This is a genomic window from Candidatus Pelagibacter bacterium nBUS_30 (assembly GCF_051201245.1).
Classification (GTDB): Bacteria; Pseudomonadota; Alphaproteobacteria; order Pelagibacterales; family Pelagibacteraceae; genus Pelagibacter.
This window is the reverse complement of the sequence record NZ_CP172842.1, coordinates 1,066,709-1,087,887: the sequence shown is the minus strand read 5'-3', so window position 1 is coordinate 1,087,887 and position 21,179 is coordinate 1,066,709. Positions and strand designations below refer to the sequence as shown.

The window sequence follows — 21,179 nt, the reverse complement described above, 5'->3', positions numbered from 1 at the left end:
TTATTTTACAAATGTATCATTATGATAATCTTGTACAGCTTGCAAGATCTCAGCTTTAGTATTCATTACAAATGGTCCGCCTCTAGCAATCTCTTCATTAATTGGCTTTCCTGAGATAAGTAAAAACTTAGCGTCTGATTTAGCTTTCACAGTTAAATCCTCACCTTTAGTTAATAGTATTAAGGTACTATCTTTAACATTGTCATGTCTTTTTTTACCAATTTCAATTTCACCATTAATTAAATAAGTAAAAGTATTATGAGTAGATGGTAATTTGAAGTTAAACTCTTTATCTTTATTTAATTCAACGTCTAAATAAACTGGTTCAACGTTATGACCTTTAACAGGGCCTTCAGCAGTTTCAAATTTACCAGCTATGACTTTAACTTGTTTATCTTCATCTTTGTGAACACTCATTTTATCTGCATCAATATAAATATATTCAGGCTTACTCATCTTCAATTTAGCGGGCATATTTACCCATAATTGAAAACCATGAAGCTTACCTTCTTTCATTGCTGGCATTTCAGAATGAATTATTCCACTTCCTGTTTTCATCCACTGAACATCCCCAGCAGTCATTCTACCTTCTCCACCAGTACTATCTTTATGTTCAAAATCTCCAGCTAACATATAAGTAACTGTTTCAATTCCTCTGTGAGGATGGGGTGGAAAACCTGCAATATAATCTTCACTATTTTCTGATCCAAACTCATCCAACATTAAAAATGGATCAAAGTAATTTGGCTCAACGCCAATACTTCTTTTTAATTTTACTCCAGCACCATCTGATGCTGGAATAGGGTCTATAATTTTACTTACTTCTATATTTGACATTTAATTTCCAAACTTTTTATCAAGACTAAAATTTTTAGCTCCATTAACAACAAGAAATAAAAATCCTCCAGCAAGACCAATGTTTTTCATAAATGAAATAAAGTGCATTTGATTACTTAAATCACTATGAAAAATAATCGCAGTGGCTATACAAAATACACCTAGCAAAGCTGCTGAAATTTTAACTTTATATCCTGCTATTATTAGTATTGAAGCACCGATTTCTAATATGATTGCTGGGATTAAAAAAATACCAGGCATACCTAAGGACTCCATCCAGTCAACAGTTCCTTCATAGTTTCCAATTTTATTTATTCCACTTAATAAAAAAATAAGTGAAATAAAAAACCTTGCTACTAAATCTAATATATTTGTCATAATTTATTTATTGTGTGAACCATCACAAAATGGTGCATTGTTAGTTTGTTTACATGCACAGAAAAACATTTTTTTTGTTTCTTCTGCCTTGTATGCCAATGGAGTAAACTCAGTTCCTTTATGTGATCCATCACAAAATGGTTGTTTTTTTGATTGTCCACATGAACACCAATAATAAGATTTATCTTTTTCAACCTCCACTGCAATTGGTCCATTGCCAGCATTCTGTCCTTTAGTCATATTTACCCTTTCGATTAGTTTGGAACATAAATAATGATTTGTTATAAATTATGCAAGTACGCAAAATAATCATACTAGTATTTAAAAACATACCTTGATAATTAAAATAAAATAGTTATTTAAGTGACATGAAAGAATTAATTAATTGCCCAGCTGAAAGAGCTATATATTTTCTTGGTGGTAAGTGGAAAATAAGAATTCTATTTACACTGTTTCACAATAAGACGGTAAGATTTAATGAGTTAAAAAAAGTATTAAAAACTATCACTCAACAAATGTTATCTAAGCAACTTAAAGAGTTGGAAACTGATGGCATTGTTAATAGAAAAGTTCATCAAGTAGTACCTCCAAAAGTTGAGTATTCACTTACAGAATTCGGCTTATCAGTAATTCCTATTTTAAAATCTTTTTCTGAATGGAATAGAAGAAATACAAGAACCATTGCATTAAAACTCAATAAAAACTTTGAAGAAAACAGAATAAGATAAAGCTTATTCTTTTGACAACATTGTTTATTTGTGGTTCTATTGAATAGCGCTGATTTAAGTTAAATTGCAGAGCGCTTTAAAAATCCTGCTAAAGCGACACTTCAACCACCGCTTTAGCTGGTGGTTTTTTTTTGAAATTATCTCAAATTAAAATCGGGTATTTGAACCGTATTGTGCACCCAGCATTTTGCTAAAGCACTAAAAAGGAGAAAAGAGCTAATTTTTACCCTCTTTGGTTAATTAGTTTCTTTTCTCCAAATTGAAGGAGGGAAGAGCTAATTCAAAATATATTGATTTGATTTGTATCAAAGTTTTAGCTTTTTAACTCTGTATTGGAGAAAAAATGAAAACAAATATATTAAAAGAAAGATTAGATAAAGGGCCAGTGATTTGTGCTGAAGGTTTTTTATTTGAAATAGAAAAACGTGGATATATGGCATCTGGAGAATTTGTGCCAATGGTATCTTTAGATCATCCAGAAGTTCTTGAAAATTTGCACAGAGAATTTCAACATGCAGGATCTGACATTGTTGAAGCCTTTACTTATAATGGACATAGAGAAAAGATGCGAGTTATAGGTAAAGAGGAATTACTTGAACCGCTAAATCGTTCTGCTTTAAAAATTGCAAAAAAAGTTGCTTTAGATACACCCAAAGGATCTCAACCAAATTTAATGGCTGGAAATATTTCTAACTCAAATATTTGGAAGGAAGATGACAAGCAAGCTCAAAAAGTAGTTGAAGGCATGTTTTCTGAAATGATTGGTTGGGCAGTTGATGAAGGTGCGGATATGTTAATTGGTGAAACTTTTTATTATGCTGAAGAAGCTTTTAAAGCTCTTGAAGTAATGAAGAAAGCCAATTTACCAGCTGTGTTAACAATTTCACCAATGGGTGAAAATAAAATGAGAGATGGAAAGTCTGTAGTTGATACATGTAAAGAGCTGGAACAAAGAGGTGCTGATGTTGTGGGCTTAAATTGTTTTAGAGGACCAGCAACAATGTTGCCATTCTTAAAGGAGATTAGAAAAGCAGTCAAATGTCATGTAGGTGCTTTACCAATTCCATATAGAACTAATGAAAAATTTCCAACTTTTTTTAATTTGCCTGACAGAGCCGATTGTGGCTGTCCTTCTCCACACGGAAGAACATTCCCAACAGCTTTAGATCCACATTTTTGTAATAGATATGAAATAGGTCAATTCGCAAAAGAGGCAAATGATTTAGGGATAAATTATCTCGGTATTTGCTGTGGAGCTAATTCAATGCTGATTAGGGAAGTTGCAGAGTCAGTTGGATTAACTGTTCCAGCAAGTAAATATAGAGAAAAAATGGAAAATCATTTTATGTATGGAAAAAATAAAAGAATTCCAAAACATATGACTGATTATGGAGATAAGGCTTAATTTTAATTAGATCTTATATTGGGTAACAGATCTTTTAAGTTTTTGATCTCTAACTTTGGTTGGTAGTCAAGTTTATCAAAAATATTATTATTTCTGTTTACCCAAATAGAATTATAACCATAATTTCCTCCACCTGACACATCCCAAGTGTTTGCACTCAAAAAAGCAACTTCATTTTTTTTAATTTGATATTTGTTAATTGGCATATCGTAAACTTTTGTGTCTGGTTTATAAATCCCTACTTCTTCGATTGAAAAAATATCATCAAAAATATTTTTTAAATTATTACTTTTAACTAATTGATTGAGAAGGGTGGGTGTACCGTTTGAAAGAATAGCAAGTTTAAACTTTTTTTCTTTTAGTGATTTTAAAACTTCTGGCACTTCTTTAAATGGTGATAAAATTTTATAAAGATCTAACAATTCATTTCTCATTGAAGAATCTATTTCATAAGCTTTCATAGATTTATCCAAACTATCTTCAGTTACTTGCCAGAAGTCTTTATGTCTTTTCATTAGACTTCTAAGCCAAGTATATTCTAGTTGAGTGGTTCTCCAGTAATTTGCAAAACCTTCCCACTTATCACCAATTTTATCTTTACATTTCTCAGCAGCTGAATTCACATCAAATAAAGTTCCATATGCATCAAAAATTATTGCTTTAATATTTTTCATAATTAAACTTATCTTAATGAGTAATATTAGATTATTTTATTGTGAAAGTTTATCACTTAATTTAACAGCCACTCTTGATAAATCACAATCTCATTATGTGAGTAAAGTAATGAGAGTTAAAGAAAATGAAGTTTTTTCTTTATTTAATAATAGTGGAGAGTGGGAAGCAAAAATTTTAAGTATTTCAAAAAGTATTGTTAAATTTAATATTACCAGTCAATTAAGACAAAAAGAAAATTCTAAAGAATTATGGCTTGCTTTTTCACCCATTAAATCAAACTATTTTAATTTTATGATTCAAAAAGCAACAGAGTTGGGTGTTACAAAGTTTTTGCCCATAATATTTGATCGAACTATTGTTCGTAAAATTAATAAAGAAAGAGTTGAAAAAGTCATTATTGAAGCAACCGAACAATCTAATCGAATTAATGTTCCTTTAATCGAAGACTCTCAATCTTTGGAGTCTTTTTTGAAAAATAAAAACATGGATTTAATATTCACAGATTTAAACTCAAAAAATAATAAAATTGATACAGATCAAATAACGTCTAAGCCAACTTGTGTAATAATCGGACCGGAGGGAGATTTTTCTGAATTGGAAAGAGAACAGATTCTTAAATTTGAAGGTGTTCAACCAATTAAAATCAATGAAAACATATTGAGATCAGAAACAGCTGTAATTTCAGCTATATCGATCATAAATTACGCAATAAATTGATATTTTGTCGCGAAAAGTAAAGTGTAATTTTGCAAAAGACGAACTATATAGTGTCTACAAATGAAAAAAATTTTATACATATTTCTAACTATTTTTTATTCATCAAACGCACTTGCTAATCAACCTAAGGATTGGCAGTTAGGTTTTCAAGATGCTGCATCCCAGTCAATGAGAGAGATAGTTAATTTTCATGATAATTTGTTACTACCTATTATAATTGCAATTAGTGTCTTCGTATTATTCTTAATGATTTACGTGTCTATTAGATTTAGAGCTTCAAGAAATCCAAATCCATCAAAGACAACACATAATGTTGCAATTGAAGTATTGTGGACTCTAATTCCATGTTTAATTCTGATTGTTATAGCGGTACCATCTTTTAAAATTCTATACAAACAAGATACTATTCCAAAAGCAGATGTTACGGTTAAGGCTATAGGTTACCAGTGGTATTGGGGTTATGAGTATCCAGATGAAAATATTATTTTTGACTCATATATGATTGAGACAAAAGATTTAAATGAAAATCAACCAAGACTACTTTCAGTAGATCATGAAGTTGTTGTTCCAGTTAATAAAGTAGTGAAGGTTTTAATTACAGCAAATGATGTTTTACATGCTTGGGCATTACCATCTTTTGGTGTTAAGAGAGATGCAGTACCAGGAAGAATTAATGAAACATGGTTTAAAGCTGAAAAAGTTGGAACTTACTATGGACAATGTTCTGAACTTTGTGGAATTAAACATGCGTTTATGCCAATTACTGTAAGAGTTGTGTCAGAAGCAGATTATGCAGAATGGCTAACAGGAGCAAAAATTAAATTTGCAAAAGAACCATTATTAGAAAATGAAAATATAAAGATAGCGAGCAACTAATATGTACACACAAACAGTATCACACGACGATCATCATACTCCAACTGGTTGGAAGCGTTGGGCTTATTCAACTAATCATAAAGACATTGGAACAATGTATTTGATATTTGCAATTGTTGCAGGTGTTATTGGTACTGCGTTTTCAGTTTTAATGAGAATGGAATTGATGCATCCTGGTGATGGTATTTTAGGTGGTAATTATCATCTATATAATGTGTTAGTAACTGGTCATGGTTTGATCATGATTTTCTTTATGGTGATGCCTGCGATGATAGGTGGTTTTGGTAACTGGTTTGTGCCAATTATGATTGGTGCACCTGATATGGCTTTTCCAAGAATGAACAATATTTCATTTTGGTTATTACCGACTTCATTCATTTTATTAATACTTTCAATTTTTATGGATGGCCCTCCAGGCCAAACAGGAGTTGGGGGTGGATGGACTATTTATCCTCCTTTATCTTCTAAAGCTGGTCAACCAGGACCTGCAATGGACTTTGCTATTTTAAGTTTACACTTGGCTGGAGCATCTTCAATTTTAGGTGCAGTAAACTTTATCACTACAATTTTAAATATGAGAACACCGGGCATGACGCTGCATAAAATGCCTTTGTTTGCTTGGTCAATTTTAGTTACAGCTTTCTTACTGTTACTTTCATTACCAGTTTTAGCTGGTGCCATTACAATGCTTTTAACGGATAGAAATTTTGGTACCGCTTTTTTTGATGCACAAACAGGAGGAGATCCAGTTTTATTCCAACACTTATTTTGGTTTTTTGGTCACCCTGAAGTTTATATTTTAATTTTACCAGGTTTTGGAATGATCAGTCATATTGTTTCTACATTTTCAAAAAAACCTGTCTTTGGTTATTTAGGAATGGCTTATGCAATGGTTGCAATCGGTATTGTTGGTTTTGTTGTATGGGCTCACCACATGTATACAGTTGGTTTAAGCACAGACACTAAAGCTTATTTCTTGGCAGCTACCATGATCATTGCTGTTCCAACGGGCATCAAGATATTTTCTTGGATAGCAACAATGTGGGGTGGATCTATTTCATTTAAAACTCCAATGGTTTGGGCTTTAGGATTTATATTTTTATTTACTGTAGGTGGTGTAACAGGTGTTGTTCTTGCAAATGCAGGTGTTGATACAGCGATGCATGATACATATTATGTTGTTGCTCACTTTCACTATGTATTATCTCTAGGTGCAGTTTTTGCAATCTTTGCAGGTTTTTATTACTGGTTTGGTAAAATGTCTGGATACGAATATTCAGAATTTTTGGGCCAATTACATTTCTGGTTAACTTTTATTGGTGTTAACCTCGTATTTTTTCCACAACATTTTTTAGGATTAGCAGGTATGCCGAGAAGATATGCTGATTACCCAGATGCATTTGCTGGATGGAACTATGTTTCATCTGTTGGATCTTACATATCAGTAATAGGTTTGTTAGTATTTTTTGTAAATTTAATTTATTCATTTTCAAAGAAAAAAGCTGCGGCCCAAAATCCTTATGGAGAAGGCGCAACGACTTTAGAGTGGACAGTACCATCACCACCTAATTTTCACACTTTTGATGAATTACCAAAGTTTGAAGACGAAGAAAGTCTTGAAAAATCTAGCAGTTAAAAATAATTTAGATTTTTCACACTAAAAAAAATGATCAAGTCTAAATTAAAAAATAGAAACTTAAGTCAAGAGGACGTTTTTAATTTTTCAGAACTCTTTAAGTTGATGAAGCCAAGAGTGATGTCATTAGTAATTTTTACATGTGCTGTTGGTTTGTTAATGGCACCAAACATTATTTCAACCAAAGATGCAATTGTTGGAATCATCTTAGTATCTATTGGTGCTGGAGCAGCTGGAGCATTGAACATGTGGTATGAATCTGATCTTGATGCGTTAATGTCAAGAACCTGTCTTAGACCAATACCAACTGGAAAAGTTAATAAGAACCAAGCTTTGGTCTTTGGTATTGCTCTTTCATTTTTTTCAGTAATTGCTCTTGATTTTTTTGCTAATAGATTATCTGCTAGTTTATTGTTATTTACTATACTGTTTTATGTGTTTGTTTACACAATTTGGTTAAAAAGAAAAACTCCACAGAACATAGTTATTGGGGGAGCTGCGGGAGCTTTGCCACCAGTTATCGGCTGGACCATTGCTACGAACACTTTTTCATTAGAACCTTTAACATTCTTTTTGATAATTTTCTTTTGGACGCCGTCTCATTTTTGGGCATTAAGTCTCTATAAATCTGATGACTATAAAAAAGCAAAAATTCCGATGCTTCCATTAACAAATGGAATTGAAAGCACAAAATTAAATATTTTTATTTATTCTTTGATAATGGTACCTGTAATTATGATGCCTTATGCAATTGATTTTGTGGGATTAATTTTTTTAATTCCATCTTTAATCCTAACTTTTTATTATAATTTTTTATGTTTTGAACTTTATAATTTTAAGATAAATAAATTTAGTGCAAAAAAAGCAAAATCTATATTTGGATATTCAATTTTATATTTATTTTTGATTTTTGTTCTTTTTTTAATTGATAAAATTTTATGATAACACCAGATAAAAAAACTAAGAAAAAAAATATTTTAACTGCAGTAATAATTTTGGTATTTATGGTTTTTCTTTTTGTATTTACTTTATATAATGTAGGAGTTTTTGATAGACAGCTATGATTAAGAAGAAAACTTTAACTCCAGTTTTACTTGGTGGAATTTTTTTCCTTATGCTTGGTCTTTCATTTGCAGCCGTACCTCTTTATGACATGTTCTGTCGAATAACTGGTTTTGGAGGAACCACTCAGGTTTCAAAAGAAGCCCCTAATATAGTATTGGATAAAGTTGTAAGCGTTAGGTTTGATACCAACGTAAACAATCTCACTTGGGATTTTAAAGCTAAATCGAATGTCATTGATGTTAAGGTTGGCCAAGTGAACAGAATTGAGTTTGAAGTTGAAAACTATGGTGAAGAAACAACTTATGGAGTGGCAAGCTTTAATGTTTCGCCGTCAAGTTTTGGAAAATATTACAGTAAACTGGGTTGTTTTTGCTTTGAAAAACAAGAACTAAAAGCAGGAGAAAAAGCCACTTATGTAATGACTTTTTATTTAGATCCTGAACTAGTTAATGACCCAGCTACAAAAAATTTAGAGGATGTAACTATGTCGTACACTTTTTTCTCGACAGATTACTATAAACAATCATAATCACGAAAATGTCAGCTGAAAAAAAACATGATTATCATTTAGTAGACCCAAGTCCTTGGCCTATTTATGTATCATTTTCTTGCTTAGTGTTAGCAATTGGAACAATTTATTATATGCATAACGATGTTTCATGGGGAATGTACCTTGGTTTGGCTCTCGTGCTTTATGGTGCTTACATGTGGTTTAGAGATGTTGTAATAGAGGCAGAACATCAAGGACATCACACTCCTGTTGTTCAAATTCACCACAGATATGGAATGACATTGTTTATTGCATCTGAGGTTATGTTTTTTGTTGCTTGGTTTTGGGCGTATTTTGATATTAGTTTATTTCCAAATGAGTTTGTTGGAAATGTTTGGCCACCAAAAGATATAGAAACTTTTGATCCATGGGATATTCCTTTAATTAATACACTTATCTTGTTGTTATCAGGTACTACTGTAACTTGGTCACATCATGCATTGTTGGAGGATGACAGAAAAAGTTTTATTCAAGGTCTTACACTTACAGTTATTTTAGGTTTCTGTTTTACTTTACTTCAGGCATACGAATATCATCATGCTACCTTTGATTATTCAGGTCATATTTATGGAGCAGTCTTCTATATGGCAACAGGCTTTCATGGCTTCCACGTTATTATAGGCACAATATTTTTAGCAGTATGTTTGTGGAGAGGAAAACTTGGTCATTTCAATAAAGACCATCATTTTGGATTTGAAGCAGCTGCCTGGTACTGGCATTTTGTTGATGTAGTTTGGTTATTCTTATTTGCAGCCATATATATTTGGGGAAGTTAAACATTTAATCCTTGAAGAATAAGTTCTTATTTTCAGTTTTCGTTTATATAGTAATCCTAGTGCTTTTTTCTTTAGGATCTTGGCAGTTATATAGATTAAACTGGAAATTAGATTTAATTAGTCAAATCGAAGAGTCGTTAAAAAATAGCCCAATTGAATTATCAAATATCGATAAAAAAAATTATTTAAGGATAAAAACGTCAGGGAAAATTGATTTTGAAAAACAAATCTATCTATATAATTTAAACGAAAGTGGCAAACCTGGGTTTGAAGTAATTAATCCTATTTTAATTAATAACGATAATTATTTAATTAATAGAGGATGGATACCTTTTGATAAAAAAGATCAATCAGAAATTAATTCAATCAATGAAAAGGATATAATTGGAACTCTGAAAACTCAATCTAAGGCAAATTTTTTTAAGCCTAAAAATGATATTGAAAAAAATTATTGGTTCACACTAGATCGAAAAGATATTTTTAAATACACAGGAAAAGAATTTTCGAAATATATTATTTATTTAAATGGAGATTATAGCCAACCCAAACCCAAAGTGATTACTGCTAAAATTTCAAACAATCATAAAAAATATGCAATTACCTGGTTTTCAATGGCGATTTCAATTCTTTTAATATATCTATATTTCAGAAAAAAAAATTATTAGATGGAATATATAAGCACAAGAAATAATAAAAAAATCTTCGAATTTAAAGATGTTTTTGTAAAAGGACTCGCGGATGATGGGGGTCTATTTATCCCTCGATCTTTACATAAAATTGATATCAATCAATTAAAAAACCTTGAATATAGTGAATTAGCAAAAAAAATTATTTATCCATTCATTGGTAATTTTATGACCGAGAATGATTTAGGAAAAATTATTAATAAATCTTATTCAGTTTTTAGAAAAAAAAATGTTGTTGATCTTGTTAAAGTTGGAGACTGTTCTGTACTTGAATTATTTCATGGTCCAACGTTAGCTTTTAAAGATGTAGCAATGCAGCTTTTGGGAAATTTTTATGAATATTACTTAAATATTGAAAATGAAAAACTTAATATTGTTGTAGCAACTTCAGGAGATACTGGTGCGGCAGCTATCGATGCCATTAAAGGAAAAAAAAATGTAAATATTTTTGTGCTTCATCCACATAATAGGGTTTCTTCAGTCCAGAGAAAATTGATGACCACGGGAAAAGATAAGAATGTATTCAACATTGCTGTAAATGGAAATTTTGATGATTGTCAAAATTTAGTAAAAACAATGTTTTCTGATAAAGATTTTTCTAATGACATTAAAATGTCGGGTGTTAATTCAATTAATTGGGCAAGAATTATAGCGCAAAGTGTATATTATTTTTATAGTTATTTTTTAACTGAAGATAACAAGAAGCCATTGAATTTTTCAGTCCCAACAGGAAATTTTGGTGATGTTTATGCAGGATATCTTGCAAAAAAAATGGGTCTTCCAATAAATAAATTGATTGTAGCAACTAATCAGAATGACATTCTACACAGAGCAATTTCAAAGGGTACTTATGAGGTTGAAAAAGTTTATGAAACAATATCCCCGAGTATGGATATACAAATAGCAAGTAATTTTGAAAGACTGCTTTATGATTTAAATAATGGTAACGATATACGGACAGCAGAAGTAATGAAAAATATTAAAGAAGATGGAAAATATATAATTAATCAGGAAAAATTAAATGTAATAAATAATGATTTTTTATCATCAAGAATGAGCGAAGAAGAGATTATAAAAACTATAAATACAGTTTATGAAAAATATAACGTTGTCTTAGATCCACATAGTGCAATAGGTTATGGAGCATTTAACAAAATTAATTTAGATGGAAATAATATAGTTTTAGCAACAGCACATCCTTGTAAATTTCCAGATGCAATCAAAAAAGCTATAAATGTTAAAGCAGATCTTCCTGAAGAACTAATGTTTGTTTTGAATGAAAAAGAAAAATTTGACATCATCGACAACAACGTTAATAAAATAAAAAAATATATAAAAGAAAGAATTTAATGAATATAAAAGAAAATGATCAAATACCAAATTCAGAAATTTTTATTATGGAAAATGGAAACCCTAATAAAATAAGAGCTCAAGAATTTCTAAAAAATAAAAAAGTAATTATATTTGGTTTACCAGGTGCTTATACTTCAGTATGTTCCGCAAAACATTTGCCTGGCTATGTAAAAATGTTTGAACAATACAAAGAAAAAGGTATTGAATATATTATTTGTATTTCAGTTAATGATCCATTTGTAATGAATGCATGGGGTAAAGAGCATAATGTGGGTGAAAAAATTTTAATGGTTGGAGATCCTTTTTTAAACTTTACTAAGGCAATTGGTGCGGATGTAGATAAAAGTGCAAGAGGACTTGGTATTAGGTCTAATAGATATACAATGCTAGTTGATAATTTAAAGGTTATTAAATTACAAGAGGAGGAAGATGCTGGTTCCTGTGAAATTTCTGCTGCTGAAAATTTTATAAAATTAGTTTAAATTTGCTGCTTTTTTAGCCAATATATCAACTTCTTCATTCATTGGGTTGCCAACATGTGCTTTTACCCAGTGCCATTCAACACTTAAAGATTTATTAAGATCATACAATTTAATCCATAAATCTTTGTTTTTTACATCTTCTTTTTTTGATGTTTGCCAATTATTAATTACCCACTTGTTAATCCATTCAGTTATGCCAAGCTTTACGTATTGAGAGTCAGTATAAATTTTAATTTGTGAGTCAGCATTCATATTTTTTAAGGCATTTATTGGCGCCAGTAATTCCATTCTATTATTTGTGGTATTTTTTTCATTACCACTAATTTTTGTAATTTCACCATTTATATTTATGATTGCTGCCCAACCACCATTTCCAGGATTTGTTAAGCAGGAACCATCTGTATAAATTTCAATCATTAGATAAAATAATCTTTGTAAGAACCTAAATTATTATGTGCGATAAGTTTTTGATAGTATTCATTTGGATCTTTAATTTGAATTAACGCTGTTTTAGGAGTATTTGAATAATCATATAGCCTAGTTAGCAAATATCTCATTGCTGCACCTTTGCATAAAATATTTAATGATTTTTTTTCTCTTAAAGAAATTTTTTTTATACTCTCATATCCTTTAATTAAATTTTTAATTTTTTGTTTGTTTATAATAAATTTTGATTTTGTAACATCAAAGCATAAAGCGTTAATACAAATTGCAATTTCATACATAAAATAATCGTTTGCAGCAAAGTAAAAGTCAATAATTCCAGATAATCTATTTTTCTTAAAAAAAATATTATCTATAAATAAATCTCCATGGATTATTCCGTGAGGCAATTGTTTTGGCCAATTTTTTTTTAACTCATTTAAATTAATTTTTAAAAATTTTTCTAGGTTTGAGAATTTTTTAGATTTAAATTTTATACTTTTTAAAAGAGGAGTTAAATTTTTAACACCCATAGAGTTTTTTCTGTATAATTTGATATTTTTTGAAACATTGTGCATACGCGCAATTATTTTTCCAATATCTAAACAGTTTTTAGAATTAAGCTTAATTTTATCGTTACCCTCAATAAACGAAACGATACAAGCTGATTTTCCTTTGAGTTTTATTATATAATTTCCATTTAGATCTTTTAAAGGTTTTGGGCAATTAACTCCTGAATTATTTAGAGACTCCATAAGTTTCATAAAAAATGGTATTTCTCTGTTTGAAACTCTTTTCTCAAAAATCGTTAAGATTAACTTTTTTCTTTTTGATCTTAATAAATAATTTGTATTTTCAATTCCTTTTTTAATACCCTTAAAACTTTCAATTTTATCAATATCAAATTTAGAATTTATTAAAATAATTTCTCTGTTACTAATCTTTGTATAAACAGCCATTTAATTTAGTTTTTTTGGAATTTTAAATACTACATTTTCTTTAATTATTTCTACTTCATCTATATTAATAGTAAATCTATTTTTTAAATCACTTATAAAGTTATTAACTAATATTTCAGGAGCTGATGCACCAGAAGAGATTCCAATTATATTTGAGTTTTCAATTTGTTCATATGGTATCTCACTTTTAGAATGAATTAATCGTGCATTTGAACAACCAGATTTTTTAGCAACCTCAACAAGTCTCACGGAATTTGATGAATTTCTACTACCAATTATAAAAAACATATCACATTTTTTTGCAATGTTTTTGACAGCCATTTGTCTATTAGTTGTTGCATAACAAATATCTTCTTTAAGAGGCTCTTTTATATCCTGAATTTTACTTTTTAAGATTTTAATTATTTCTTTTGTATCATCTATAGAAAGAGTCGTTTGAGTAACAAAAGCTATTTTCTTATATTTTTTATTATTGTAATTTTTTGCCTCCTCTTCATTTTGAATAAGGTCAATAGTGTCTTTTGGTAATTGCCCCATAGTGCCTATAACCTCAGGATGATTTTGATGTCCAATCAAAATTATATGGTAACCAGCCTTATTAAGATTTTCAGCCTCTCTGTGAACCTTTGAAACTAAAGGACAAGTAGCATCAACATACGTCATATTATAATTTTTTGCATCTTCTGGTATTTTTTTTGGCACTCCGTGAGCAGAAAAAATTACTGGTCTAGATTTATCTTTTATTTCCTCAAGTTCTTCCACAAATATAGCACCTTTACTCTTTAAGTCGTCAACAACATATTTATTATGAACAATTTCATGACGAACATAAATAGGTGCCCCATATTTTTGGATTGATTTTTCAACAATTTCGATAGCTCTTTCAACACCAGCACAAAATCCACGTGGAGCAGATAGTAAAATTTTTATTTCTTTATTTTTCATTTTTTTCTAGAAAATATTCAAGCAATATATGTGGAAAGGTTAAAGACGCCAAACCTATAAATATTATTTTTAAAATTGAATTATCAAGATCATATATACCATTTAATAAATACAGACCTATTAAACTTATAATTGCTGTTAAAATTGTTAATGGTAAGGCTTTTTTAACAAATATATTTATACCATTTTTAAAGCTGATTTTATCTATCTCATAAACTAGAGAAATGCTGTGTCTGATTGAATGCAAAAAACAAAAATAAATAGTAAAAGCTGTTAATGGCGATAAATAGTAATTAAGTATCAATATTGAAAAGTAATCCAAAAAAATAGTAAATTTTTTTATTTCAAATTTATTTAAATATAAAACCATACTAGAGAAAGTACTTAAAATTATTCCAACTAAGATTAGTTTATTAGTTTCTATAAACTCTAAAGATGAATAAAATAATTCATTTTCAATTAATAAAAATTTGAATATGAACAATGTCTCATTAAAGTGAAAATACAATGGGGCTAAAATTACCAACAATCCTTTCAAGAAATATAGTAATTGATTTAAATAAGAAAATTCATTTATTAAAAATTGAGTATCTTCTTTTCCAAAATGATAAGACGCAACAGTTAAAAAAATCATTAATGAAATAGATGGTATCGCCATCCAAAGAATAATAATTAAAATAGCCATTAAAATATAAAGTAAATAAAAAATTGAAAATTGTTTTATATTTAGAATTTTGAATAGTTTTTTACCTTTTAAATGATCCAACGATCCATGAGAGACACCAATAACCAAAATTAGCAATAGACATACTATTGGAGAAATAATCAAATCATTGAACTTGATTAATGTAAAAGAAAAAATATTACAAATTATAAAAAAAATAAAAGAATGATTTAAATTAATTTTTTTAATTTTATAGTTCATATTTTAAATATCTGTTTTAAAAACATCCACTTAGGCATTTTTGATACAATTGATAAATCCTCTAATAAATTACTTTTATTTGATAAAAAATTTATAACTGTACTTGGTGTACAATTAAACATTTTGTAAAATATATTTCCCATTTCTGGTGAATTATTTTTGAGTACATTTAAAAAAATTTTATCTAAAAAATCATATTTTTTACCAATTCGAAATATTTTTGTTTTCTCTATTTTGTTGATATTTTCTCTTATATACTTGCTCTGCTCTTGAATATTTAAAAACGTATAGCCAGTACTTAACCTAGTCATATTTCCTGCAGAACCGATATTAATTTGATTTCTTTCCCTCTTTTGATCTTGTCTAAATAAAGGAATTGCACCCACTTCCCTAAAGTTTATCTTGCAATTTCTTATATTTAAATGATTGCTTAAATAATTGTCAATTTGGTTGTCATAATCCTTAAGAGTCTCATTGTTTAGAGTGGAAATCCAGGTGGTCTCTACAAGGGCTTTTTTTTTTGTAAATGGAAGTGTGTAAAAAAAATGAACTTCATTTCTTTGGTCACAAGCAAAATCCATTAAATTGAAAATTTTATCATCAAAAAAATCATTATCAGTTTCTACTTCAACGCCACAAAAATGTTGCCATAGATTATTCTTATTATCATTAAAATTTGGGACACTATTAAAAACAACTGAATTTACTTTATTAATATCATTAATGTTTTTTAAAAAGGTAATATTCTTATTCAACCTTAGTCTAGAAATTATTTTATTATAAAATAGTTCACTATCTATTGTTTGATAGGGAGTTGTTTTACATTCAACATATTTAGTTTCATTAGGCAAATTTATTGTAAAATTATCCCAACTTTTTTTTACACAATCATCAAAATTATGTGGAAATATTTTCCAAAAAGACCAAGTTTTATCTCTTTTATACTCAACTCTAGGTTCAATAATTGCTAAAGATTTATTCTTTAACTTATTATGAATTTCTAATTCATAGGCTAGAGATAGACCAGAGCATCCTCCACCAATTATTATGTAATCAAATTCTTTCATCTAAATTAATTTCTTCATTAATTAAAAAATGATCATGTTGAATATCATCATCATTTTTGGTGATTAAAAATAATTTAATCAGATCAAACAATGAATAAAATGTTTCAATTATTTTTTCAAGATTAGATACGTAAATTTTTCCTGATTTTGTATAATTTTCAATATTTTGTTTATTGAGAATTTTGTGACCAATTTTTCTATAAACTCTCCTTGCAACTAAAATAGCAAAACGTAATCTTAGTGGTATTTCCTTAATAGAATAGAACGAGTCTTCATAATATTTTTCTGCAAGCTCTATAGTAGATTTAATATCCTCAAAATTTAAATTTATATAAGACCTGCCATTATTCAAATCTTCAATAACATCTCTTGATATATTTGTTAGTTGCATAGCTATACCTAAGTCAATTGCTGATTTTAATGAATTTTTTTTTTTACTCTTAGTATTTTTGCCATCATAAGCCCAACTGTTCCAGCCACTTTATATGAATAAATTAATAAGTCTTTTTTTCTCTCTAATCTTATATTGTCTCTAATATCAGAATTGATACCATCTAGTAAATCCTGAATTATATTTAAGGAAATATCAAATTCATTTATTAGTCCCCACATATTTTTTATAATAGGGTCTTCAAATTGTTTGTTATCAAAATTGTTATGAAAGTGTATAAATTTTTTTTTTTTTTCATCAATTGACTCATTGCTATCTGCGATATTATCTGCCACTCTACAAAAATCATATAAAGCTGAGCATTTTAAATAAATTTTTTTTGGTAAAAAAAAACCTGCCCAATTAAAGGATTTAGCATAAATAGATAAATAGCTTTGATTAGACATTATAATATTTTATCTAGTACTTTTGCAGAAGATAAGACACCTGGTACTCCTGCTCCTGGATGCGTTCCTGCTCCAACAAAGTAAAGACCATCATATATTTCTGATTTATTATGAAATCTAAAATAGGCTGATTGGGTAAATTTTGGCTGAATTGAAAAACCTGAGCCAAATTTAGTATTTAAATCATTTTCAAAGTAGTCTGGAGTTAGGTAGAAATCTTCTACAATATTTTCTTTGAGATCAGGCATTAAATCTCTTTCCATTTTATTAATCACTAAATTTTTCATTTTTTCACCTTCAATACCCCAATTTATTCCTGATTGGTTATTAGGGACGGGTACCAAAACATAAAAACAGTCATTATCTTTAGGAGCCATTGAACTATCTGTAGCAGTTGGTCTGTGAAGATAATAACTGATATCGCTATTTAATTTTTTTTCATCGAATATATCATCAAGATGTTCTTTGTATTTATTACCAAACTTTATAGTGTGATGTTCAACATTTTCATATTTTTTTTTGGTTCCGAAATAATAGACAAATAATCCCATGGAATATTCCATTCTTTTTTTTTTCCAATTAAATAGAATTGATCTGTTTGTCCTTTCTTTTAATAATTTTTCATAAACAGCTGGCGGGTCAGCATTACATATAACATTATCAGCATCTATTATTTTTTGATTATTTATTTGAATAGCAGAAATTTTATTATTATTCGAAATTATTTTAGTAACTTCACTATTTTTCAAAATCTCTATACCAGTTTCTTTCATTAATTTTTCAAAACCATTAATTATATTTCCAGTTCCACCCATTGAATAATGTATGCCCCATTTTTTTTCTAAGTACAAAATTAGCCCGTATATAGAAGTTGTAGTAAAAGGGTTTCCTCCAACTAAAAGAGGATGCATACTTAACATTCTTCTTAACTTTTCATTTTTAACATATGATGAAACTAAAGAATAAACAGATTTATAGCTTTTAAGTTTTAAAAGGGAAGGTAGTTGTTGCATCATTACAAATGGCTTATCAAAAGGAACATCAGCAAGTTCAGTAAAGCCTTTATCAAAGATTTTTTTAGTAAAATTAACTAATTTTTCATAACCTTTAACGTCTTCATTATTTAATTTTTTAATTTGATTTTTCATTTCTATTTCATTTCCTGAATAGTTAAATTTTGATTTATCTTCAAAAATAAATTGATACCAAATTTTAAGTGGCGAAAGTTTGATATAATCTTCAGGATCTTTTTGAAATAATTGAAATAATTCATTAATTAGATATGGTGCAGTAATCACTGTGGGCCCACCATCAAAAGTAAAACCATTTTTTCTAAACACTCTAGCTCTACCACCAAGATCAGGGTGTTTTTCTACAAGTGTAACTTTATGACCTTTTTTTTTAAGGCGAAGAGCAGCAGCAATGCCACCAAACCCTGATCCAATAACTATAGAATTCATTTGAATAATTTATAGTTTTTTTTAAAAATTGTAAGGTTATTATGAGTTAATTTTTTTCAACTCTTCTTTAGTTTCGTCTAAATTTTTTTGAAATACTGTATCAAGTTTCGATTTATCAACAGATGTAGTGATAATTTTTTTAACAGAGTCCACTGCAATTTTAATTGAAACATCTTTAATTTCTTTGATAGCAGCTTCCTTCATCTGACTTATTTTATTTTCAGCTAAATTTTTTTTAATTTCTGAAGATTTATGAAATTTATCATTTAATTCGATTATAAGCTTATCGGTGTCCTTTTTGGCTTCTTCTAAAACTTGATTACTTACCGATTGCGCTGTGTCTAATTTATTTTGAGCTTTATCAAGAAGTACTTTAGCTTCTGTTCTTAATTTTTCACTTTCATCAATTTCATTTTTAATATCAGAAATCATTTTATCTAACATAAACGTAATCTTTTGAGGAATTTTTAGATAAATTAAGGCTCCAAAAAAAATAATAAATGAGACTGCCACCCAAAATGTTGCATCAATTGTCATAATATTTATCTCCATTTCTTTTTGATAAATCATCAACAATTGCTGATATGCTACTATTATTTACTTCAGCACCAATGAGTTTTTGTATTAATTCTGATGAAGTCTCAATTGCTATCTTGTTGATCTTATCAGGAGCGCCATCTCGAAGCGATTTTATTTCTTGTTCAGCCTCTTTGATTTCATCATCAATCTGCTTATCGAGAACATCTTTTTTAGCATTAATATCCTTTAATGCCTTTTCTCTTGCTTGACTAAAAATGTTTTTAGCCTCAAGTTTGCTTTTAAAGATAATTTCTTCATATTCTTTTAATTTTGTTTCACTATCTTCTCTTTGATTTTCTGCAGCCTCAATATTTTCTAATATTTGAGATTTTCGAGACTCTAAGTTGTCACTAATTTTTGGAAGTATTAGTTTAGATAGAACTATATACAAAATTCCAAACGTAAGTGTTAACCAAAAAATCTGAGAAACCCAAAATTCAGGATTTAATTGAGGCATACCTCCGCTTTCAGCTGCAAAAGCTTTCATTGAAAATAGAAAGCTAAAAAATATTGACTGAAAATATATTTTTTTAATCATTATTACTTAAAACGCAAAAAGAATGATTAACGCAACTACCAATCCAAATAATCCTGTTGCTTCCGCAAGTGCAAAACCTAAAAGCAAGTTAGGAAACTGTTTTTGTGCTGCAGAGGGATTTCTCATCGCTCCTGACAAATAGTTTCCAAAAATTATTCCAATACCAACACCGGCTCCAGCTAAAGCTATTGCTGCCAAACCTGCTCCGATCATTTTTGCTGCTTCTAATTCCATTATATCCTCCTATATTTGTTAATGGTGTAAATTTAATGCATCGTTTAAATAGATGCAGGTTAAGATTGCAAAAACATATGCTTGAAGAAAAGCAACTAAGATCTCCAAACCTGTTAACGCAACCGAAAAACTCAGTGGAAGCCATCCACCAACAATTCCAAGACTTATTACAAAGCCTCCGAAAACTTTCATCATAGTATGACCTGCCATCATGTTAGCAAATAATCTAACTGACAAACTAATTGGTCTACTTAAATAAGAAATAATTTCTATAACTACTATTAGTGGAAGCAATACAGCTGGAACTCCACTAGGAACAAATAATTTTAAATAACCAAATCCATGCTTAATAAAACCAATTACTGTAACTCCAATAAAAATAAATGAAGCAAGTACAAATGTAACAATTATGTGGCTTGTTACTGTAAACGTGTAAGGCACCATTCCAAACATGTTACAAAAAAGAACAAACATAAAAAGAGAAAATATAAATGCAAAATATGGCTTTGCTTTTGATCCAGCAGTATCACTGATCATTTTGGATACAAAAGTATAACTTAGCTCTGCTAAAAGTTGAATTTTATTGGGTAGTAATGAATTTTTTTTAGAACCAAGGTTAAATATTAATAAAATCGCTACTGAACTTATAATCATAAACAAACTAGCGTTAGTAAATGAGATATCAAAAGCACCTACTTTAATTTCTGGACCAATTCTATGTACATTGAATTGGGTCATTGGATTTCCTGCCATAAAACTCTATCTATTTTTGCATATTTTTTGCAGATCTAATTACGTTAGTTATTCCAGCAACCACACCCACAAAAAAAAATATTAATATAAACCAGGGTTTAGTACCAAAGGTCTTGTCAAAAAGAAACCCAATAATTGTCCCTACCAAAACAGCAGAGACCAATTCAGTACTTAATTTGAAGGCAGTTCCAATAGAAGAGGGATTATCCTTTTTATTATACAAATTTTTCTTTGATATCTTACTTTTTGCAATCTCTAGGCGAGTTTTAAATTGATCTTTCGGCATTTGTATAGC

At 29.1% G+C, this 21,179-nt stretch carries 28 protein-coding genes and 1 riboswitch; of the genes, 11 read left to right on the top strand and 17 right to left on the bottom strand.

Going from position 1 to position 21,179, the window contains the following annotated elements:
- Genes ACIJYE_RS05940 through ACIJYE_RS05930 form a run of 3 tightly spaced genes read right to left on the bottom strand, consistent with a single transcriptional unit; the run spans window position 1 to window position 1,455 of the window.
- Window positions 1–837: a pirin family protein gene (locus ACIJYE_RS05940; protein WP_435089956.1), complete on the bottom strand. Its 837-nt coding sequence runs from the start codon at window positions 835–837 to the stop codon at window positions 1–3.
- The gene (locus tag ACIJYE_RS05935; protein ID WP_435089955.1) at window positions 838–1,215 is read right to left on the bottom strand and encodes a DoxX family protein; all 378 of its coding nucleotides are present in this window, start codon (window positions 1,213–1,215) and stop codon (window positions 838–840) included.
- A 3-nt stretch (window positions 1,216–1,218) separates the two neighbouring features.
- Window positions 1,219–1,455 (bottom strand): CDGSH iron-sulfur domain-containing protein, encoded by a 237-nt coding sequence (locus ACIJYE_RS05930; RefSeq protein WP_435089953.1) that lies wholly within the window; start codon window positions 1,453–1,455, stop codon window positions 1,219–1,221.
- Between the two features lie 128 nt (window positions 1,456–1,583).
- On the opposite strand from ACIJYE_RS05930, the gene ACIJYE_RS05925 reads away from it, so the two are divergent.
- Both ACIJYE_RS05925 and ACIJYE_RS05920 read left to right on the top strand, forming a co-directional pair.
- Complete coding sequence (locus tag ACIJYE_RS05925; RefSeq protein WP_435085545.1) at window positions 1,584–1,943, top strand: winged helix-turn-helix transcriptional regulator; 360 nt, start codon at window positions 1,584–1,586, stop codon at window positions 1,941–1,943.
- Between the two features lie 146 nt (window positions 1,944–2,089).
- Window positions 2,090–2,155: riboswitch (SAM riboswitch) on the top strand.
- A 131-nt stretch (window positions 2,156–2,286) separates the two neighbouring features.
- A complete protein-coding gene (locus tag ACIJYE_RS05920; RefSeq protein ID WP_435089951.1) occupies window positions 2,287–3,348 on the top strand; it encodes a homocysteine S-methyltransferase family protein in 1,062 nt (353 codons plus the stop codon).
- Between the two features lie 2 nt (window positions 3,349–3,350).
- Here ACIJYE_RS05920 and ACIJYE_RS05915 read toward each other — a convergent pair whose 3' ends face one another.
- Window positions 3,351–4,022 carry a haloacid dehalogenase type II gene (locus ACIJYE_RS05915; RefSeq protein ID WP_435089949.1) on the bottom strand — a complete coding sequence of 224 codons (672 nt, stop codon included), beginning with the start codon at window positions 4,020–4,022 and terminating at the stop codon, window positions 3,351–3,353.
- 16 nt (window positions 4,023–4,038) lie between these two features.
- Here ACIJYE_RS05915 and ACIJYE_RS05910 point away from each other — a divergent pair, with 16 nt between their 5' ends.
- The 9 genes from ACIJYE_RS05910 (at window position 4,039) to ACIJYE_RS05870 (ending at window position 12,164) form a co-directional block, all read left to right on the top strand.
- Window positions 4,039–4,740, top strand: coding sequence for an RsmE family RNA methyltransferase (locus ACIJYE_RS05910; protein WP_435089948.1), 702 nt, complete (start codon window positions 4,039–4,041; stop codon window positions 4,738–4,740).
- Between the two features lie 60 nt (window positions 4,741–4,800).
- On the top strand, window positions 4,801–5,616 hold the full coding sequence (gene coxB / locus ACIJYE_RS05905; protein WP_435089947.1) for a cytochrome c oxidase subunit II: 816 nt from the start codon (window positions 4,801–4,803) through the stop codon (window positions 5,614–5,616).
- Window position 5,617: 1 nt separating this feature from the next.
- On the top strand, window positions 5,618–7,252 hold the full coding sequence (gene ctaD / locus ACIJYE_RS05900) for a cytochrome c oxidase subunit I (protein WP_435089946.1): 1,635 nt from the start codon (window positions 5,618–5,620) through the stop codon (window positions 7,250–7,252).
- Window positions 7,253–7,282: 30 nt separating this feature from the next.
- Complete coding sequence (gene cyoE / locus ACIJYE_RS05895; protein ID WP_435089944.1) at window positions 7,283–8,194, top strand: heme o synthase; 912 nt, start codon at window positions 7,283–7,285, stop codon at window positions 8,192–8,194.
- 118 nt (window positions 8,195–8,312) lie between these two features.
- Entirely contained in the window at window positions 8,313–8,846 is a 534-nt protein-coding gene (locus ACIJYE_RS05890; RefSeq protein WP_435089943.1) for a cytochrome c oxidase assembly protein, read from the top strand.
- An 8-nt stretch (window positions 8,847–8,854) separates the two neighbouring features.
- Entirely contained in the window at window positions 8,855–9,643 is a 789-nt protein-coding gene (locus tag ACIJYE_RS05885; RefSeq protein ID WP_435089942.1) for a cytochrome c oxidase subunit 3, read from the top strand.
- Between the two features lie 59 nt (window positions 9,644–9,702).
- Window positions 9,703–10,308 (top strand): SURF1 family protein, encoded by a 606-nt coding sequence (locus tag ACIJYE_RS05880; protein ID WP_435089940.1) that lies wholly within the window; start codon window positions 9,703–9,705, stop codon window positions 10,306–10,308.
- A complete protein-coding gene (gene thrC / locus ACIJYE_RS05875) occupies window positions 10,309–11,679 on the top strand; it encodes a threonine synthase (RefSeq protein ID WP_435089938.1) in 1,371 nt (456 codons plus the stop codon).
- Window positions 11,679–12,164: a peroxiredoxin gene (locus tag ACIJYE_RS05870; RefSeq protein ID WP_435089937.1), complete on the top strand. Its 486-nt coding sequence runs from the start codon at window positions 11,679–11,681 to the stop codon at window positions 12,162–12,164. The genes thrC and ACIJYE_RS05870 overlap by 1 nt, the downstream gene beginning before the upstream one ends.
- On the opposite strand, the gene rnhA is transcribed toward ACIJYE_RS05870, so the two are convergent.
- The 13 genes from rnhA to ACIJYE_RS05805 are packed head-to-tail and all read right to left on the bottom strand — an operon-like array spanning window position 12,156 to window position 21,170.
- Window positions 12,156–12,581 carry a ribonuclease HI gene (gene rnhA, locus ACIJYE_RS05865; protein ID WP_435089936.1) on the bottom strand — a complete coding sequence of 142 codons (426 nt, stop codon included), beginning with the start codon at window positions 12,579–12,581 and terminating at the stop codon, window positions 12,156–12,158. The genes ACIJYE_RS05870 and rnhA overlap by 9 nt on opposite strands.
- Window positions 12,581–13,546, bottom strand: coding sequence for a homoserine kinase (locus tag ACIJYE_RS05860; RefSeq protein ID WP_435089935.1), 966 nt, complete (start codon window positions 13,544–13,546; stop codon window positions 12,581–12,583). Before ACIJYE_RS05860 ends, rnhA begins: the two co-directional genes overlap by 1 nt.
- Entirely contained in the window at window positions 13,547–14,491 is a 945-nt protein-coding gene (ispH, locus tag ACIJYE_RS05855) for a 4-hydroxy-3-methylbut-2-enyl diphosphate reductase (RefSeq protein ID WP_435089933.1), read from the bottom strand.
- Window positions 14,481–15,416: a Brp/Blh family beta-carotene 15,15'-dioxygenase gene (locus ACIJYE_RS05850; protein ID WP_435089932.1), complete on the bottom strand. Its 936-nt coding sequence runs from the start codon at window positions 15,414–15,416 to the stop codon at window positions 14,481–14,483. The genes ispH and ACIJYE_RS05850 overlap by 11 nt, the downstream gene beginning before the upstream one ends.
- Window positions 15,413–16,483, bottom strand: coding sequence for a lycopene cyclase family protein (locus ACIJYE_RS05845; RefSeq protein WP_435089931.1), 1,071 nt, complete (start codon window positions 16,481–16,483; stop codon window positions 15,413–15,415). Before ACIJYE_RS05845 ends, ACIJYE_RS05850 begins: the two co-directional genes overlap by 4 nt.
- The gene (locus tag ACIJYE_RS05840) at window positions 16,470–16,874 is read right to left on the bottom strand and encodes a hypothetical protein (RefSeq protein WP_435089929.1); all 405 of its coding nucleotides are present in this window, start codon (window positions 16,872–16,874) and stop codon (window positions 16,470–16,472) included. Before ACIJYE_RS05840 ends, ACIJYE_RS05845 begins: the two co-directional genes overlap by 14 nt.
- A 26-nt stretch (window positions 16,875–16,900) precedes the next feature.
- Window positions 16,901–17,320, bottom strand: a complete 420-nt coding sequence (locus tag ACIJYE_RS05835; RefSeq protein ID WP_435089927.1) for a phytoene/squalene synthase family protein — start codon at window positions 17,318–17,320, stop codon at window positions 16,901–16,903.
- Complete coding sequence (crtI, locus tag ACIJYE_RS05830) at window positions 17,320–18,780, bottom strand: phytoene desaturase family protein (protein ID WP_435089925.1); 1,461 nt, start codon at window positions 18,778–18,780, stop codon at window positions 17,320–17,322. Before crtI ends, ACIJYE_RS05835 begins: the two co-directional genes overlap by 1 nt.
- A gap of 39 nt (window positions 18,781–18,819) precedes the next feature.
- Window positions 18,820–19,317, bottom strand: coding sequence for a F0F1 ATP synthase subunit B family protein (locus ACIJYE_RS05825; RefSeq protein WP_435089924.1), 498 nt, complete (start codon window positions 19,315–19,317; stop codon window positions 18,820–18,822).
- Entirely contained in the window at window positions 19,307–19,897 is a 591-nt protein-coding gene (locus ACIJYE_RS05820; RefSeq protein WP_435089922.1) for a F0F1 ATP synthase subunit B family protein, read from the bottom strand. The genes ACIJYE_RS05825 and ACIJYE_RS05820 overlap by 11 nt, the downstream gene beginning before the upstream one ends.
- 6 nt (window positions 19,898–19,903) lie before the next feature.
- A complete protein-coding gene (locus tag ACIJYE_RS05815; RefSeq protein WP_006997791.1) occupies window positions 19,904–20,131 on the bottom strand; it encodes a F0F1 ATP synthase subunit C in 228 nt (75 codons plus the stop codon).
- A gap of 18 nt (window positions 20,132–20,149) precedes the next feature.
- On the bottom strand, window positions 20,150–20,884 hold the full coding sequence (locus ACIJYE_RS05810) for a F0F1 ATP synthase subunit A (protein ID WP_435089921.1): 735 nt from the start codon (window positions 20,882–20,884) through the stop codon (window positions 20,150–20,152).
- A 10-nt stretch (window positions 20,885–20,894) separates the two neighbouring features.
- Window positions 20,895–21,170 (bottom strand): AtpZ/AtpI family protein, encoded by a 276-nt coding sequence (locus ACIJYE_RS05805; protein ID WP_435089920.1) that lies wholly within the window; start codon window positions 21,168–21,170, stop codon window positions 20,895–20,897.
- Window positions 21,171–21,179: the final 9 nt, after the last annotated feature.

What these genes read in the sequence shown, in the direction of transcription:
- ACIJYE_RS05910 (WP_435089948.1), top strand. Translation starts at nt 4,039, where the DNA reads ATGAGTAATATTAGATTATTTTATTGTGAAAGTTTATCACTTAATTTA.
- ACIJYE_RS05825 (WP_435089924.1), bottom strand. Translation starts at nt 19,317, where the DNA reads ATGACAATTGATGCAACATTTTGGGTGGCAGTCTCATTTATTATTTTT.
- ctaD (WP_435089946.1), top strand. Translation starts at nt 5,618, where the DNA reads ATGTACACACAAACAGTATCACACGACGATCATCATACTCCAACTGGT.
- ACIJYE_RS05915 (WP_435089949.1), bottom strand. Translation starts at nt 4,022, where the DNA reads ATGAAAAATATTAAAGCAATAATTTTTGATGCATATGGAACTTTATTT.
- ACIJYE_RS05920 (WP_435089951.1), top strand. Translation starts at nt 2,287, where the DNA reads ATGAAAACAAATATATTAAAAGAAAGATTAGATAAAGGGCCAGTGATT.
- ispH (WP_435089933.1), bottom strand. Translation starts at nt 14,491, where the DNA reads ATGAAAAATAAAGAAATAAAAATTTTACTATCTGCTCCACGTGGATTT.
- ACIJYE_RS05930 (WP_435089953.1), bottom strand. Translation starts at nt 1,455, where the DNA reads ATGACTAAAGGACAGAATGCTGGCAATGGACCAATTGCAGTGGAGGTT.
- ACIJYE_RS05860 (WP_435089935.1), bottom strand. Translation starts at nt 13,546, where the DNA reads ATGGCTGTTTATACAAAGATTAGTAACAGAGAAATTATTTTAATAAAT.
- ACIJYE_RS05925 (WP_435085545.1), top strand. Translation starts at nt 1,584, where the DNA reads ATGAAAGAATTAATTAATTGCCCAGCTGAAAGAGCTATATATTTTCTT.
- ACIJYE_RS05835 (WP_435089927.1), bottom strand. Translation starts at nt 17,320, where the DNA reads ATGTCTAATCAAAGCTATTTATCTATTTATGCTAAATCCTTTAATTGG.
- coxB (WP_435089947.1), top strand. Translation starts at nt 4,801, where the DNA reads ATGAAAAAAATTTTATACATATTTCTAACTATTTTTTATTCATCAAAC.
- ACIJYE_RS05805 (WP_435089920.1), bottom strand. Translation starts at nt 21,170, where the DNA reads ATGCCGAAAGATCAATTTAAAACTCGCCTAGAGATTGCAAAAAGTAAG.
- ACIJYE_RS05940 (WP_435089956.1), bottom strand. Translation starts at nt 837, where the DNA reads ATGTCAAATATAGAAGTAAGTAAAATTATAGACCCTATTCCAGCATCA.
- thrC (WP_435089938.1), top strand. Translation starts at nt 10,309, where the DNA reads ATGGAATATATAAGCACAAGAAATAATAAAAAAATCTTCGAATTTAAA.
- ACIJYE_RS05845 (WP_435089931.1), bottom strand. Translation starts at nt 16,483, where the DNA reads ATGAAAGAATTTGATTACATAATAATTGGTGGAGGATGCTCTGGTCTA.
- ACIJYE_RS05935 (WP_435089955.1), bottom strand. Translation starts at nt 1,215, where the DNA reads ATGACAAATATATTAGATTTAGTAGCAAGGTTTTTTATTTCACTTATT.
- ACIJYE_RS05890 (WP_435089943.1), top strand. Translation starts at nt 8,313, where the DNA reads ATGATTAAGAAGAAAACTTTAACTCCAGTTTTACTTGGTGGAATTTTT.
- ACIJYE_RS05820 (WP_435089922.1), bottom strand. Translation starts at nt 19,897, where the DNA reads ATGATTAAAAAAATATATTTTCAGTCAATATTTTTTAGCTTTCTATTT.
- ACIJYE_RS05885 (WP_435089942.1), top strand. Translation starts at nt 8,855, where the DNA reads ATGTCAGCTGAAAAAAAACATGATTATCATTTAGTAGACCCAAGTCCT.
- ACIJYE_RS05815 (WP_006997791.1), bottom strand. Translation starts at nt 20,131, where the DNA reads ATGGAATTAGAAGCAGCAAAAATGATCGGAGCAGGTTTGGCAGCAATA.
- ACIJYE_RS05810 (WP_435089921.1), bottom strand. Translation starts at nt 20,884, where the DNA reads ATGGCAGGAAATCCAATGACCCAATTCAATGTACATAGAATTGGTCCA.
- ACIJYE_RS05870 (WP_435089937.1), top strand. Translation starts at nt 11,679, where the DNA reads ATGAATATAAAAGAAAATGATCAAATACCAAATTCAGAAATTTTTATT.
- ACIJYE_RS05840 (WP_435089929.1), bottom strand. Translation starts at nt 16,874, where the DNA reads ATGCAACTAACAAATATATCAAGAGATGTTATTGAAGATTTGAATAAT.
- ACIJYE_RS05850 (WP_435089932.1), bottom strand. Translation starts at nt 15,416, where the DNA reads ATGAACTATAAAATTAAAAAAATTAATTTAAATCATTCTTTTATTTTT.
- cyoE (WP_435089944.1), top strand. Translation starts at nt 7,283, where the DNA reads ATGATCAAGTCTAAATTAAAAAATAGAAACTTAAGTCAAGAGGACGTT.
- crtI (WP_435089925.1), bottom strand. Translation starts at nt 18,780, where the DNA reads ATGAATTCTATAGTTATTGGATCAGGGTTTGGTGGCATTGCTGCTGCT.
- rnhA (WP_435089936.1), bottom strand. Translation starts at nt 12,581, where the DNA reads ATGATTGAAATTTATACAGATGGTTCCTGCTTAACAAATCCTGGAAAT.